The following is a 15,123-nucleotide window of genomic DNA, read 5'->3' on the forward strand; positions in this document are numbered from 1 at the left end:
ACTATGTCTACTCCCGCTAACTTTAACGGTGCTCGTCCGGTGATTGATGTTAACGATACCGCAATGCTGTTGATTGACCATCAGAGCGGTCTGTTCCAGACCGTCGGCGATATGCCGATGCCAGAACTGCGCGCTCGCGCCGCCGCGCTGGCCAAGATGGCGTCGCTTGCCGGGATCCCGGTGATCACGACCGCCTCCGTGCCGCAGGGGCCGAACGGTCCGCTGATCCCGGAGATTCATGAAAACGCGCCGCATGCGAAATACATCGCCCGTAAAGGTGAGATTAACGCCTGGGATAACCCGGAATTCGTCGCCGCGGTGAAAGCGACCGGCCGTAAAACGCTGATTATCGCCGGGACCATCACCAGCGTCTGCATGGCCTTCCCGGCTATCGCCGCTGTCGCCGACGGTTATAAAGTGTTTGCCGTGATTGACGCTTCCGGCACCTACAGCAAAATGGCGCAGGAGATCACCCTGGCTCGCGTGGTACAGGCCGGCGTAGTGCCAATGGATACCGCCGCCGTCGCCTCTGAGCTGCAGCGCACCTGGAATCGCCCGGACGCCGCAGAATGGGCGGAGGTGTACACCAAAGTCTTCCCGGCCTACCAGCTGCTGATCGAAAGCTACAGCAAAGCGCAGGACGTCGTGAAGAATAACGAACAGCTGGATTCCCAGCGCTAAAACGCCCGCCCCGCTGAGCCGCAGCGGGGCATTGTTCATTGCGTGAGCGAACGGCAAAGAAAGAAGAAAATATGCTTGACCGTTTTAACGCAACTCCCTATAGTAGCGCCCCGTTGCCCACCCAAGGTGAGCAGCAAGACAATATGGTGAGGTGTCCGAGTGGCTGAAGGAGCACGCCTGGAAAGTGTGTATACGGCAACGTATCGGGGTTCGAATCCCCCCTCACCGCCATATTTTAAGAAGAGCTCGTACGCAAGTACGGGCTTTTTTTTCGCATGTGGCACCCGCCGGGGGATGAGAACCCCGACCGGGGTTCGACAACTGGCGCAGCCAGTTGGACAGACCGCGCACGCAGTAAGCGGGCTGCCCCGCAGGGGCGAGCGAAGCGAGTCAATCCCCCCTCACCGCCATATTTTAAGAAGAGCTCGTACGCAAGTACGGGCTTTTTTTTTCGCATGTGGCACCCACCGGGGGGATGAGAACCCCGACCGGGGTTCGACAACTGGCAACGCCAGTTGGACAGATCGCGAGCCTGCGAGCGGGCTGCCCGCAGGGGCGAGCGAAGCGAGTCAATCCCCCCTCACCGCCATATTTTAAGAAGAGCTCGTACGCAAGTACGGGCTTTTTTTCGCATGTGGCACCCGCCGGGGGATGAGAATCCCCGACCGGGGTTCGACAACTGGCAACGCCAGTTGGACAGACCGCGCACGCAGTAAGCGGGCTGCCCGACAAAAACGCCGGGAGCGTTTTTGAACAACGCCTGCGTTGGCCCGCAGGGCGAGGCCCAGGGATGGGCCGAGTAACGGCGAGCGAAGCGAGTCAATCCCCCCTCACCGCCATATTTTAAGAAGAGCTCGTACGCAAGTACGGGCTTTTTTTTCGCATGTGGCACCCGCCGGGGGGATGAGAACCCCGACCGGGGTTCGACGAGTGGCAACGCCACCCGGACAGAACGAAAAAGACAAACCTAATGATACTTTCTCACTTCGTGTTACAGGGGCTTGTTAAGCAAAAATAAAACCAGATTAGCCATATCCTCTGCATAGGTATCATAGTCATCTTGCGCGAGTGATGCATTGTTAATATGATATTTTCCTGAAACATAAAAAGAAGGCGTGCCATGCACTTTCATTTTTTCGACCAGATTATCCTGTCTGGCAATTAAAGCTTTTACCATAAAGTTACTTTGCATTTCGGCATATTTCTCTGACGTAATGCCAAGTTGATTAAACACCTTAACAATATCAGCTGCCGTTTTAATATCACGCTTAACCTGTAAACCCTCAAACAATAACTTTTCCACCTTGCCATCTACCCCAGCATATTGTGCTACGGCCCATGCTTCTGTTAATGCTGGTCCTAAAGGCCCCATCTGGCTGACATGGTATTTTTCCAGTTTCATATCGTCGGGCAGGCGCTTTCTGATAGCTGTATCAACATTGATGCGCTCTGCAAACGCATAACAAGGTCCGCAGTAGAAGGAAAAAAACTCAACCAGTGGCGGCGGTTGCTTAACAGTAGAATGAATAACAGTGAAGTTTTTCCCTGCCTGATAATCTTTACTATAAGCAGCGGATGACAACCCCACCATCAAAATAGTAATTAATAACTTGATAACTTTCCCATGTACGACCATTGTGCTTCCCTTACAAGTATCCATACAATTAAATGAGTAAAACGGCGTAAGACGAAAGAAATTATTAGAAAGGCGCTTATGTATAGCAAAGCAGATATTCTTGTATTACAGAGAAGAAATTCTATCACATACAGCGATGGATCCCTCAAAACAGAAATTTTATCCGCACTTCAGACTGTCGCAAGGATCAAAACAACAAAGCCCGGGCTAGCCCGGGCCTTACTCACAGTATGACGATTAATAATAGGCTTTCAGCGTCCGCTGGCAGAGAGCCGAGCGCACGCAGTCATCGGTGGTGAAACGCACAATGCCGATCATCTCGTCTTCCTCAAAACGCGCCAGCGCATCGCTCAGGCCAGATCTCACGCCAGAGGGCAAGTCGCACTGGGTGATATCGCCATTGACGATGACCGTCACGTTCTCCCCGAGGCGGGTTAAAAACATCTTCATTTGCGCTGCGGTCACGTTCTGGGCCTCGTCCAGAATCACCACCGCATTTTCAAAGGTACGTCCGCGCATATAGGCGAACGGCGCGATTTCCACCTTGCCGATTTCCGGACGCAGGCAGTACTGCATAAAGGAAGCCCCCAGCCTTTTCACCAGCACATCGTAAACCGGTCGGAAATAGGGAGCGAACTTCTCGGCGATATCTCCCGGTAAGAAGCCGAGATCTTCGTCGGCCTGCAGAACGGGACGGGTAACAATAATTCTGTCCACATCCTTATGGATCAGGGCTTCAGCTGCCTTCGCCGCACTGATCCAGGTCTTGCCGCATCCAGCTTCGCCGGTAGCGAAAATCAGCTGCTTATTGTCGATGGCATTCAAATAATGCGCCTGAGCCTCATTGCGCGCCTCAATTGGGGAAGTATCACGGCTGTCCCGCGCCATGCCAATTGCTTCTACGCCACTCATTTGCACAAGCGATGTGACCGATTCTTCTTCACGCTGCTTATGGCTGCGTGAATCCCGTCTCAGCACACGTTTTGCTTCACGACGAGCTTTGATCACTGCTTTTTGTCTTCCCATGGATAGCACCTTGCGTTGTTGGTTTACATCACACGCGTCAACATCGACGCGACTATGCGCACGAACGATTGAGGTTTGGCTTCCTTGTAAGCCATTGCTTGCCGGTAGAACTGACAACGAGTCGCGGCTACGCGCACCGCGTACCCTGCCAAGGTTGTAATAATGCGAAGCGGAGAGAGAAAGAGTAAGAAAATCGCTGCCGGAAGCGGGGCTTCCGTGCTGAAGAGTACGGTCTGAGGTTTTACGTTGTCCGGTACGGGACCTTACCATTCGCGATCTCCATAGTGAAACGTCACACTGCCGGGAACTACCGCGTATGTAATAAGTACATCAAAAAAGATTCTTAATGCAACTTATTTTTCACAATGACGCAACAAATAGTTCTTAAGCAAGTGTAGGAGACTATCGGTCATTTGTATTACAGAAATATAACACATGGCAGGAAATATAAGAAAAATGAGAAAAACAGCAGAAAACGCCCTGCCCTTACGGGCAGGGTCGGTATCAGGCCTGCAGCAGCGACTCTCCCAGATAGTGTTTTTCATCCACTACGCCGGGTAAAACAAAGAAGTAGCCCCGCCGATCGGTTTGACATACTCCTCCAGCGCCTCGCCGTTAAGCCGTTTCTGCACCGTCAGAAAACCCTTTTCCAGATCGTGCTGATAGCAAACGAATAACAGCCCCATATCCAGTTGTCCGGCGTTAGTAACCCCAGCGAATAGCTGTAGCCGCGGCGCATCATCAGGCTGGACTGGGTTTCCGGCGTGCGGGGATTGGCCAGACGAATATGGCTATCCAGCGCAATGACTTCGCCGTTAGGATCTTTACTGTAATCCGGGGTATCGTGTTCGTTTTTCATCCCCAGCGGCGCACCGGTGTGCTTGTCGCGACCAAAGATCGTCTGCTGCTCCTTGAGCGGCGTCCGATCCCAGAACTCCACGTGAAACTGGATAATTCGCGCCGCCTGATAGCTGCCGCCCACGGTCCAGGCCGGCTCGTCCTGATCGGCTGTCACCCACACTACCTTATCCATCAACGCGCTGTCGTGGCTCGCCGGGTTAGCGGTGCCGTCCTTAAACCCCAACAGGTTGATGGGGGTCTCTTTGCCTTTACTGCGCGCCGCGCTGTCGGAGATAAACCCTTCCCGCTTCCAGCGCACGCTCAGCAGATCCGGCGTATGTTTGATGACATCACGCAGGGCGTGGATCACCGTATCCTGAGTATTGGCGCAGATCTGCAGCAGCAGGTCGCCATGGCACAGCGCGGCATCCAGCGAATCGTTGGGGAAGCGGGTCATCGGCTGCAGCTTTTTCGGTGCTTTATCCGCCAGGCCAAAGCGCTCATCAAATAGCGAATGGCCGACCGAGACGGTGATGGTCAGGTTATCTGGCGCAATCCACGGCCCCAGGATGCCGGAATCCATCGGCGGCAGCCGCGGATTCGGCGTGTCCGGCGCCGGGCCGCCCTGGGTTAAAAAGGCGATACGCTGGGTCAGCAGTCGAAACAGCCGCTCGAGGTCGGCTTTATCAGCCGCCAGCACATCGAAGGCCACCAGCATCATCGAAGCCTGCTGCGGCGTCAGAATGCCCGCCTGATGCCGGCCATAGAATGGCTGCTTTTCCTGGCGCGCGTCGGGTGTGAGCGTCCCCGGGGAACTTTCCGCTTTTGCCGCATGCGCTACCGGGCAGCCACCGGTGATGGCCAGCGCGCCGCCAAGCGCGCCGATCCCTTTCAGTAAGCGACGACGTGACGGCTCGTTCACGTCGTGGGGTTTCTGCTGTGCCATCGACTTAGTCCAGCCCCAGGATCCCGCGCAGCTGAGCCAGATCTTCCGCCAGGGTGGTGATCGGCCCTTTCAGCGCATTACGGTCGGCGGTGGTCAGCTTATCGTAGGTTTCGAAACCGTCTTTGGTGCGATATTTGCTGAGGATGCTGTCCACTTTCTTAAAGTTGGCGTCCACTTTCGCCAGCAGCGCGCTGTTCTCTTTTTGCAGCTGCGGGCGCAGCAGGTCGACAATTTTCTGCGCGCCGTCAATGTTGGCCTGGAAGTCCCACAGATCGGTATGGCTGTAGCGATCTTCTTCACCGCTGATCTTGCTGGCCGCGACTTCCTCAATTAATCCTGCCGCGCCGCCCACGACTTTTGACGGCGGGAACGCCAGCTCGCTGATACGCTTTTGCAGCTCCAGCACATCGCTGTTCAGCTGATCGGCATATTTTTCCATCCCCTTGACGCTGTTATCGCCAAACAGCGCTTTTTCCAGACGGTGGAAACCGGTAAATTTCGGATCTTCCGCTTTTTTCTCGAAGTCGTCTTCGCGGGCGTCGATGCTGCCGTCAAGGTCAGAGAACAGCTCGGCAATGGGCTCGATGCGCTCGTAATGCTGACGCGTCGGGGCGTACAGCGCTTTCGCTTTTTCGATATCGCCGGCTTTCACCGCGTCGGTAAAGGCTTTGGTGCCGCTAACCAGCTGCGCGGTTTCCGTCGTCACATAGGCTTTATAGGCGGTGATCGCGTCGCCGAGGCTCAGCACCGCATCCGCTTTCGCCGCGTCTTTGGTGGCGGCGCCGGTGACGATCAGTTTGCCTTTCGGGTTGGTGAGCAGGCCACAGGTCATGTCATATTCGCCCGGCTGCAGGTTCGCGGTGAGCTTCTGAGTAAAGCCCGGCGCGATGTTTTCGCGCTCTTCCACCACCATCACCCCTTTCAGAATCTCCCACTCCAGCGCTTTCTGGCTGTGGTTCTGAATAATAAACTGGGTTTTACCCGCGTTAACGGTCACCTGCATCGGCTCGCACTGCTTGTCGTTGACGGTGACTTTGACCTGCGGGATATCCGCAGCCTGAGCACCGAATGCAGAGCTGAGCAGCGCGGCCACGGTCACCCGCAGCGCATTACGGCGAAAATGAATCATCATGATCATCCCTTTCGGTAAGTAGAGTGTCGCTTATAAGCTCGCAGCGCCCGGTCAGGCAGCCCGCGAGGCAGTGGTATTATTCCGCGGCGGCAGGGCAAACAGCACCAGCGCCGGGATCAGATAAAGCAGATAGACAGCCACTTCGCTGATGCTCGGCGTCTCCTGATAGCCGAAGATCCCTTCCAGCAGCGTGCCGAACAGCGTATGCGTCGACAGCACGTTGCTCAGATCGAAGGCGGTATCCTGGAACAGGTTCCACAGGCCCGCCTCGTGGAAGGCGCGGATCGCCCCCGCGGCCAGGCCAGCGGCCACCAGCAGAATAAACAGGCTGGTCCATTTGAAGAACACGCCAAGGTTAAGGCGGATACCGCCCCAGTAGATCAGGAAGCCCAGCACGATAGCGGTGGCCAGACCCAGCAGCGCCCCCAGCGGCGGCCAGATGCCAACATCCTGCTGGAAGGCCGCCAGCAGAAAGAAGACCGACTCCAGCCCCTCACGGGCGACCGCGAAAAAGACCATCATCACCAGCGCCCAGCCGTGGTGATTACCGCGCTGCAGCGCCTTGTCCACGGCCTGCTCCAGCTGCTGCTTGACGTTGCGTGAGACATTGCGCATCCAGAAGACCATCCACGTCAGGATCACCACCGCAATGACCGCGACGATCCCTTCGAACAGCTCCTGTTCACGCTGAGGAAATTCGCCGGTGGTTTCGTTGATAAAAATGCCTAAGCCAAGACACAGCGCCGCCGCGAGGATCACGCCAATCCACATCACGCCAATCCAGTTGCCGCGCTGGGTGCGTTTCAGATAGCTGGCGATCAGGCTGACAATCAGCGCCGCCTCCAGGCCTTCGCGTAACATAATGAGAAATGGGACAAACATGCCAACACCCTTAAATGTAAAGCACCGTCAACGAATGCAAAAACAGGTAATATTTATGATAGTGATTATCATTACAATGCTCAGAAACACAAGCGAAATGTGCAGAGAATGATGATCAGTTGTAAATAAATCGCTGACAAATAATGACTTATGAAAATATTCGCCTGTTATGAAGGGAAAGAATAAACAAAGGATTTTTTACGCCAGATATTTACCCGCCGTAGCGGCTATGGCTAAATGGCGGCCTTATTGACTTGCGAAAAGAACAACATGACTGCATTTTTTCATTTCCTGCTGGCGCTGGCGGTGATCCTCGCCCTGGCCTGGCTTGTCAGCTACGACAGACAAAAAATTCGTATTCATTATATTCTCCAGTTGATTATTATCGAAATAGCGCTCGCTTTCTTTTTCCTGCACGCCGAAAGCGGCCTGTGGCTGGTAAAAAATATTTCCGGCTTTTTTGCTTCGCTGTTAGGCTTTGCCGCCGAAGGGACCAATTTCGTCTTTGGCGGCATGAGCGAAAAAGGCTTAGCCTTTATTTTCCTGGGCGTCCTGTGTCCGATTGTGTTTATTTCCGCGCTGATTGGTATTCTCCAGCACTGGCGGATCCTGCCGATTTTTATTCGCGTGATTGGCACCCTGCTGTCGAAAGTAAACGGCATGGGTAAGCTGGAATCTTTCAACGCCGTCAGCTCGCTGATCCTCGGCCAATCGGAGAACTTCATTGCCTACAAGGGCGTACTGAGCGACCTCTCCTCACGGCGACTGTTCACTATGGCGGCGACGGCCATGTCGACCGTATCGCTGTCGATTGTCGGCGCCTATATGACCATGCTGGACGCCAAATATGTCGTCGCAGCGCTGATCCTCAATATGTTCAGCACCTTTATCGTGCTGTCGGTAATTAACCCGACGCGGCCGGGCAGCGAGCAGGAAATAAAACTCGAGAAGCTGCATGAATCGCAGAGTTTCTTTGAAATGCTCGGGGAATATATTCTGGCCGGCTTTAAAGTGGCGATGATTATTCTGGCGATGCTGATCGGTTTTATCGCCCTGATCAGCGCCATTAACGCGCTATTCGCCACCCTGTTTGGTCTCAGCTTCCAGCAGATCCTCGGCTACGTCTTTTATCCGCTGGCGTGGCTTATCGGCATCCCGCTGAGCGATGCGCTAAACGCCGGCAGCATCATGGCCACCAAACTGGTCGCTAACGAATTTGTGGCGATGATTGAGCTGCAAAAGATTGCCGCCAGCATGACCCCTCGCGGGCTCGGCATTCTCTCGGTATTCCTGGTGTCGTTTGCCAACTTTGCCTCGATCGGCATTATCGCCGGGGCGATCAAAGGCCTGAATGAACCGCAGGGCAATATCGTCTCCCGCTTCGGCCTGCGGCTGGTGTATAGCGCCACGCTGGTGAGCCTGCTTTCCGCCAGCTTCGCCGGGCTGGTGCTGTAAAACAAACGGCGGGGCTGCCCCCGCCGTTTACTCAGAACTGCACGCAGACCGGCTGGTCGACACGCATCACCGACTCCTGCGCGAAGCGTGATTTATAGCCCTGGCGCAGAGCCTCAATACCCGCCTCGCTCTGCGCGTCATGCCCATGGATCACCATCAGCGCCTTGCTCTGCTCCCGCACCACCTGACCATTCTGGCCAAGCCACTGGCCGTGGGCATCAAACACCGTCAGCCCGTCGCGAAAGCGCGGCGTGACGTCACGGTCGACAAACTGTTGCCACTCTTCAGCGGTGATGTCTTTCCCCGCCGGGCGGCTCAGACCGAAGTAAAGCGTGGTTTGCACCATGGACTTATCCGCCGGGCAGACGCCGGGCTTCGGCGCGCTGGTCGATGAACTTCCACCCGCCACGCAGCCGCTGAGTAACCCTGCCAGCACCAGCGCCATTGCACCCTGTCTGAACGTCATCTTTGCTATCCTCATTGTTATTAGTCAGGAAATATCAGCGGATTTTCAGATAATTAGCAAGGGTTATAATATTCCGGCACGGCACCAGGCAATAAAAAGCCCGCCAGCGGCGGGCTCGTGAGCATCAGATGATCTTACTCAGCCGTGGCGCGTACCGGCGGCGGCGTATGGTAGTGGGCATCCGCTTCGGCAAAGCGCTGCTGCATGCTGGCCGACGGCGCTTTATCCAGCAGGCTAAAGACCACAATCCCGATGCTGCCGAAGACGAAGCCCGGAATAATTTCATACAGGCCCAGCCAGCCAAACTGCTTCCAGACGATCACGGTCAGGGCGCCAATCACCATCCCGGCCAGCGCGCCGTTACGGGTCATGCGCGACCACATTACCGAGAACAGGACCACCGGGCCAAAGGCGGCGCCGAAGCCAGCCCAGGCGTAGCTCACCAGACCCAGCACGCGGTTTTCCGGATTGGCCGCCAGGGCAATGGCCACCAAGGCAACCACCAGCACCATCATACGGCCCACCCACACCAGCTCTTTCTGACCGGCGTTTTTACGCAGGAAGGCTTTATACAGGTCTTCGGTAATTGCGCTCGAGCAGACCAGCAGCTGACAGCTCAGGGTGGACATCACCGCCGCCAGAATCGCCGACAGCAGGATCCCGGCAATCCACGGGTTAAACAGGATTTGCGCCAGTTCGATAAACACGCGCTCGGCGTTCTGGTTAACCGCGCCCGCCAGGCTCGGGTTGTTATTGAAGTAGGCGATGCCAAAGAAGCCGACGGCCACCGCCCCGCCGAGGCAGAGGATCATCCAGGTCATACTAATGCGACGTGCGTGAACGATACTGTGGTGCGAATCCGCCGCCATAAAGCGCGCCAGAATATGCGGCTGACCGAAATAACCCAGCCCCCAGCCCATCAGCGAGATAATCGCCACGAAGTTCAGCCCTTTCAGCATGTCGATATTTTCGATGCTCTTCTGCTTAATCACTTCCAGCGAATCGCCAAAGCCGCCGACGGAAATAATCACGATCACCGGGGTGAGGATCAGCGCGAAAATCATCAGGCTGGCCTGCACGGTATCGGTCCAGCTAACGGCGAGGAAGCCGCCGACGAAGGTATAGATAATCGTCGCCGCCGCCCCGGCCCACAGTGCGGTTTCATAACTCATGCCGAAGGTGCTTTCAAACAGACGCGCCCCCGCGACAATTCCTGAAGCGCAATAGATGGTAAAGAACAGCAGAATAACCAGCGCCGAAATAATTCTCAGCACCCGGCTTTTATCTTCAAAACGGCCGGTAAAATAATCGGGCAGCGTCAGGGCGTTATTATTCACCTCGGTATGCACGCGCAGGCGACCGGCCACCAGCTTCCAGTTAATCCACGCCCCCAGCGTTAAGCCAATGGCGATCCAGCTTTCGGAAATCCCGGAGAGAAAAATCGCCCCTGGCAGGCCCATCAGCAGCCAGCCGCTCATATCCGACGCCCCTGCGGAAAGCGCGGTCACAAATGGCCCCAGACTCCTTCCCCCGAGAATATAATCATCGAAGTTTTTGGTCGAACGCCAGGCAATAAACCCTATCAATACCATACCAAAAATATAAACAATAAATGTCACCAGCATCGGTGTGCTAATAGCCATGCAAAGTCTCCAGAATTTTTATCGACAGCGTCCAACTTCGTCGTTTTTTTCCACTACCGGAACGGGGTAATGGCGCATTGTTTAATTGGGCGACCGTATCCTGACGGAAGCTTCGGTTTTTCACAAACGATTTAACACAGCATTTACACGAAAAACCGACGGCGCAAAACGTCAATTTGTTAGAGGTTGCACTCTCTCACGTTTTTAAAGGTTGCACCAAACAAAAGTGTTAACTCACGCATACAAATACCCTATGAGCCCGGGGTTAAATTTCTGCTATTTTAGGGGTTATTTTTAACAAATTAGCCATTTCACGGCTTCCGTCACAAGCCACAATTAACAAGGTTGCACAAAGTTGCAACATAGTGGATATTTCCATGCAACCGCATAAGCCTAACGATAAATGACAGGAGTTTTGAGCATGGGCACCACCACCATGGGTGTTAAGCTTGACGACGCAACCCGCGAGCGCATTAAATCCGCCGCGAGCCGTATTGACCGCACGCCGCACTGGCTGATTAAGCAGGCCATCTTTAATTATCTGGAAAAACTGGAGAACGACGAGACGCTGCCTGAGCTGCCGGCCCTGCTCTCCGGGGCCGCCAACGAAAGCGATGACGCCAGCGAACCAACGGAAGAGCCCTATCAGCCGTTCCTCGAATTCGCCGAGCAGATCCTGCCGCAGTCGGTGAGCCGCGCGGCGATCACCGCCGCCTGGCGACGTCCGGAAACCGACGCGGTACCGATGCTGCTGGAGCAGGCCCGTCTGCCGCAGCCGCTGGGCGAACAGGCGCACAAGCTGGCGTATCAGCTGGCGGAAAAACTGCGCAACCAGAAAACCGCCAGCGGCCGCGCCGGCATGGTGCAGAGCCTGCTGCAGGAGTTCTCCCTCTCTTCACAGGAAGGGGTGGCGCTGATGTGCCTGGCGGAAGCCCTGCTGCGTATTCCAGATAAAGCCACCCGCGATGCGCTGATCCGCGACAAAATCAGCAACGGCAACTGGCAGTCGCACATCGGCCGCAGCCCGTCGCTGTTCGTCAACGCCGCCACCTGGGGGCTGCTGTTCACCGGAAAACTGGTGTCGACCCATAACGAGACCAGCCTCTCCCGCTCCCTGAACCGCATCATCGGCAAGAGCGGCGAACCGCTGATCCGCAAAGGCGTGGATATGGCGATGCGCCTGATGGGCGAGCAGTTCGTCACCGGGGAAACCATCGCCGAAGCGCTGGCCAACGCCCGCAAGCTGGAAGAAAAAGGGTTCCGCTACTCCTACGATATGCTCGGCGAAGCCGCCCTGACCGCCGCTGACGCCCAGGCCTATATGGTTTCTTATCAGCAGGCGATCCATGCCATCGGCAAAGCCTCCAACGGCCGCGGCATTTATGAAGGTCCGGGTATCTCCATTAAGCTCTCCGCGCTGCACCCGCGCTACAGCCGCGCGCAGTATGACCGGGTGATGGAAGAGCTTTACCCGCGGCTGAAATCGCTGACCCTGCTGGCGCGCCAGTATGACATCGGCATCAATATTGACGCCGAAGAGGCAGACCGTCTGGAGATCTCCCTCGACCTGCTGGAAAAACTGTGCTTCGAGCCGGAACTGGCCGGCTGGAACGGGATTGGCTTCGTGATTCAGGCCTACCAGAAGCGCTGTCCGTTTGTCATTGATTACCTGATTGACCTCGCCACCCGCAGCCGCCGTCGCCTGATGATCCGTCTGGTGAAAGGCGCCTACTGGGATAGCGAAATTAAACGCGCGCAGATGGAAGGTCTCGAAGGCTATCCGGTATACACCCGCAAGGTTTACACCGACGTCTCCTACCTCGCCTGCGCTAAGAAGCTGCTGGCGGTGCCGAACCTGATTTACCCGCAGTTCGCCACCCATAACGCCCATACTCTGGCGGCTATCTACCAGCTGGCGGGCCAGAACTACTACCCGGGCCAGTATGAGTTCCAGTGCCTGCACGGCATGGGCGAACCGCTGTACGAGCAGGTGGTGGGCAAGGTCGCCGACGGCAAACTGAACCGTCCGTGCCGGATCTACGCCCCGGTGGGCACCCACGAGACGCTGCTGGCGTATCTGGTGCGTCGTCTGCTGGAGAACGGCGCCAATACCTCTTTCGTCAACCGTATCGCGGACAATACCCTGCCGCTGGACGAGCTGGTAGCCGACCCGGTCAGCGCGGTAGAAAAACTGGCGCAGCAGGAAGGCCAGGCCGGCCTGCCGCATCCGAAAATCCCTCTGCCGCGCGATCTCTACGGCAGCGGCCGGAGCAACTCCGCCGGTCTCGATCTGGCGAACGAGCACCGTCTGGCCTCCCTCTCCTCTTCCCTGCTCAACAGCGCGCTGCATAAATGGCAGGCATTGCCGATGCTGGAGCAGCCGGTGGCCGAAGGCGAAATGCAGCCGGTGGTTAACCCGGCAGAGCCGAAAGATATCGTCGGCTACGTCCGCGAAGCCAGCGACGCTGAAGTGCAGCAGGCGCTGACCAGCGCTATCAACAATGCGCCGATCTGGTTCGCCACTCCGCCGCAGGAGCGCGCCGCCATTCTTGAGCGCGCCGCGGTGCTGATGGAAAGCCAGATGCCGACCCTGATGGGGATCCTGGTGCGCGAGGCGGGTAAAACCTTCAGCAACGCCATCGCTGAAGTGCGCGAAGCCGTTGACTTCCTGCACTATTACGCCGGCCAGGTGCGCGACGATTTCGATAATGAAACTCACCGCCCGCTGGGTCCGGTGGTCTGTATCAGCCCGTGGAACTTCCCGCTGGCGATCTTCACCGGCCAGATTGCCGCCGCGCTGGCGGCCGGCAACAGCGTGCTGGCGAAACCTGCCGAGCAGACGCCGCTTATCGCCGCCCAGGGCGTGGCGATTCTGCTGGAAGCCGGCGTGCCGCCGGGCGTAATTCAACTGCTGCCGGGTCGCGGGGAGACCGTGGGCGCCGCGCTAACCTCCGATGAGCGCGTACGCGGCGTGATGTTCACCGGCTCCACCGAAGTGGCCACCCTGCTGCAGCGCAATATCGCCAGCCGCCTCGATCCCCAGGGCCGCCCGACGCCGCTGATCGCCGAAACCGGCGGGATGAACGCGATGATCGTCGATTCGTCGGCGCTCACCGAGCAGGTAGTGATCGACGTGCTGGCTTCCGCGTTCGACAGCGCCGGCCAGCGCTGCTCCGCCCTGCGCGTGCTATGCCTGCAGGAAGAGGTCGCCGATCACACCTTAACCATGCTGCGCGGCGCCATGAGCGAGTGCCGGATGGGCAATCCGGGGCGCCTGACCACCGATATCGGTCCGGTTATCGATGCGGAAGCGAAAGAGAATATCGAACGCCATATTCAGGCGATGCGCGCCAAAGGCCGCACCGTCTACCAGGCGGTGCGCGAGAATAGCGAAGACGCCCGCGAATGGCGTCACGGGACCTTCGTGCCGCCGACGCTTATCGAGCTCGACAGCTTCGACGAGCTGAAAAAAGAGGTCTTCGGCCCGGTACTGCACGTGGTGCGCTATAACCGTAACGAGCTGGACAAACTGGTCGAGCAGATTAACGCCTCTGGCTACGGCCTGACCCTCGGCGTGCATACCCGTATCGACGAAACCATCGCCCAGGTCACCGGCAGCGCCAAGGTGGGCAACCTGTACGTCAACCGCAATATGGTTGGCGCGGTGGTCGGCGTGCAGCCGTTCGGCGGCGAAGGGCTGTCCGGTACCGGTCCGAAAGCCGGCGGTCCGCTGTATCTGTACCGTCTGCTCTCCAGCCGTCCGCAGGACGCGGTTGGCGTGACCTTCGCCCGCCAGGATGCGGAGCGTCCGCTGGACGCCCAGCTGAAAACGCTGCTGGAAAAACCGCTGCAGGCGCTGCAGCAGTGGGCCGCGGGCCGTCCTGAGCTGCAGGCGCTGTGCCAGCAGTACAGCGAGCAGGCGCAAAGCGGCACTCAACGCCTGCTGCCGGGGCCAACCGGCGAGCGCAACACCCTGACGCTGATGCCGCGCGAGCGCGTGCTGTGCGTAGCGGATAACGAACAGGATGCGCTGATCCAGCTGGCGGCTGTGCTGGCGGTGGGTTGTGAAGTACTGTGGCCGGACAGCGCCCTGCAGCGCGATCTGGCGAAGAAACTGCCGCGGGAGGTCAGCGAGCGCATTCGCTTTGCCAAAGCGGAGCAGTTGCCTGGCCAGGCCTTCGACGCGGTTATCTACCACGGCGATTCCGACCAGCTGCGCGAGCTGTGCGAGCAGGTGGCGGCGCGCGACGGGGCGATTGTCTCCGTGCAGGGCTTCGCCCGCGGCGAAACCAATCTGCTGCTGGAGCGGCTGTATATCGAGCGTTCGCTGAGCGTTAACACCGCGGCGGCAGGCGGTAACGCCAGCCTGATGACCATCGGCTAAAACGGGCTCCCCGGTGGCGCTGCGCTTACCGG

The 15,123-nt window shown here is 57.3% G+C and carries 9 protein-coding genes, 1 tRNA gene and 1 pseudogene; 4 read left to right on the forward strand and 7 right to left on the reverse strand.

Features of this window, described 5'->3' with window-relative positions:
- The first annotated feature begins 3 nt into the window (after positions 1-3).
- Together LPQ25_RS16470 and LPQ25_RS16475 are read left to right on the forward strand one after the other, a co-directional pair.
- Positions 4-681, forward strand: coding sequence for an isochorismatase family protein (locus tag LPQ25_RS16470; RefSeq protein ID WP_002898927.1), 678 nt, complete (start codon positions 4-6; stop codon positions 679-681).
- Between the two features lie 145 nt (positions 682-826).
- A tRNA-Ser gene (locus tag LPQ25_RS16475) sits at positions 827-912 on the forward strand.
- Positions 913-1,672: 760 nt separating this feature from the next.
- Here the strand turns inward: LPQ25_RS16475 and LPQ25_RS16480 are convergent.
- The 5 genes and pseudogenes from LPQ25_RS16480 to efeU form a co-directional block, all read right to left on the reverse strand.
- Entirely contained in the window at positions 1,673-2,317 is a 645-nt protein-coding gene (locus LPQ25_RS16480) for a DsbA family protein (protein WP_004183625.1), read from the reverse strand.
- A 237-nt stretch (positions 2,318-2,554) separates the two neighbouring features.
- Positions 2,555-3,343 carry a phosphate starvation-inducible protein PhoH gene (gene phoH, locus LPQ25_RS16485; RefSeq protein WP_002898923.1) on the reverse strand — a complete coding sequence of 263 codons (789 nt, stop codon included), beginning with the start codon at positions 3,341-3,343 and terminating at the stop codon, positions 2,555-2,557.
- 504 nt (positions 3,344-3,847) lie between these two features.
- A pseudogene (gene efeB, locus LPQ25_RS16490) lies at positions 3,848-5,129 on the reverse strand (iron uptake transporter deferrochelatase/peroxidase subunit).
- 4 nt (positions 5,130-5,133) lie between these two features.
- Entirely contained in the window at positions 5,134-6,261 is a 1,128-nt protein-coding gene (gene efeO, locus LPQ25_RS16495) for an iron uptake system protein EfeO (protein ID WP_014907857.1), read from the reverse strand.
- Positions 6,262-6,312: 51 nt separating this feature from the next.
- Entirely contained in the window at positions 6,313-7,143 is an 831-nt protein-coding gene (efeU, locus tag LPQ25_RS16500; RefSeq protein WP_014907858.1) for an iron uptake transporter permease EfeU, read from the reverse strand.
- Between the two features lie 270 nt (positions 7,144-7,413).
- Between efeU and LPQ25_RS16505 the strand changes: the two genes are divergently transcribed.
- On the forward strand, positions 7,414-8,598 hold the full coding sequence (locus tag LPQ25_RS16505) for a NupC/NupG family nucleoside CNT transporter (RefSeq protein ID WP_015874627.1): 1,185 nt from the start codon (positions 7,414-7,416) through the stop codon (positions 8,596-8,598).
- 31 nt (positions 8,599-8,629) lie between these two features.
- Here the strand turns inward: LPQ25_RS16505 and LPQ25_RS16510 are convergent, their stop codons facing one another.
- Positions 8,630-9,064: a DUF3574 domain-containing protein gene (locus LPQ25_RS16510; protein WP_004150827.1), complete on the reverse strand. Its 435-nt coding sequence runs from the start codon at positions 9,062-9,064 to the stop codon at positions 8,630-8,632.
- A 134-nt stretch (positions 9,065-9,198) separates the two neighbouring features.
- Positions 9,199-10,707: a sodium/proline symporter PutP gene (gene putP / locus LPQ25_RS16515; protein ID WP_004147889.1), complete on the reverse strand. Its 1,509-nt coding sequence runs from the start codon at positions 10,705-10,707 to the stop codon at positions 9,199-9,201.
- A gap of 421 nt (positions 10,708-11,128) precedes the next feature.
- On the opposite strand from putP, the gene putA reads away from it, so the two are divergent.
- On the forward strand, positions 11,129-15,091 hold the full coding sequence (gene putA / locus LPQ25_RS16520) for a trifunctional transcriptional regulator/proline dehydrogenase/L-glutamate gamma-semialdehyde dehydrogenase (RefSeq protein WP_004183621.1): 3,963 nt from the start codon (positions 11,129-11,131) through the stop codon (positions 15,089-15,091).
- The last annotated feature ends 32 nt before the right edge of the window (positions 15,092-15,123 follow it).

This window comes from Klebsiella sp. KPN54798, assembly GCF_021184225.1.
Lineage (GTDB): Bacteria > Pseudomonadota > Gammaproteobacteria > Enterobacterales > Enterobacteriaceae > Klebsiella > Klebsiella pneumoniae.

Excerpts from the sequence above, each read along its gene's own strand:
- LPQ25_RS16470 (WP_002898927.1), top strand. The coding sequence starts at position 4 with ATGTCTACTCCCGCTAACTTTAACGGTGCTCGTCCGGTGATTGATGTT.
- LPQ25_RS16480 (WP_004183625.1), bottom strand. The coding sequence starts at position 2,317 with ATGGTCGTACATGGGAAAGTTATCAAGTTATTAATTACTATTTTGATG.
- phoH (WP_002898923.1), bottom strand. The coding sequence starts at position 3,343 with ATGGGAAGACAAAAAGCAGTGATCAAAGCTCGTCGTGAAGCAAAACGT.
- efeO (WP_014907857.1), bottom strand. The coding sequence starts at position 6,261 with ATGATGATTCATTTTCGCCGTAATGCGCTGCGGGTGACCGTGGCCGCG.
- efeU (WP_014907858.1), bottom strand. The coding sequence starts at position 7,143 with ATGTTTGTCCCATTTCTCATTATGTTACGCGAAGGCCTGGAGGCGGCG.
- LPQ25_RS16505 (WP_015874627.1), top strand. The coding sequence starts at position 7,414 with ATGACTGCATTTTTTCATTTCCTGCTGGCGCTGGCGGTGATCCTCGCC.
- LPQ25_RS16510 (WP_004150827.1), bottom strand. The coding sequence starts at position 9,064 with ATGACGTTCAGACAGGGTGCAATGGCGCTGGTGCTGGCAGGGTTACTC.
- putP (WP_004147889.1), bottom strand. The coding sequence starts at position 10,707 with ATGGCTATTAGCACACCGATGCTGGTGACATTTATTGTTTATATTTTT.
- putA (WP_004183621.1), top strand. The coding sequence starts at position 11,129 with ATGGGCACCACCACCATGGGTGTTAAGCTTGACGACGCAACCCGCGAG.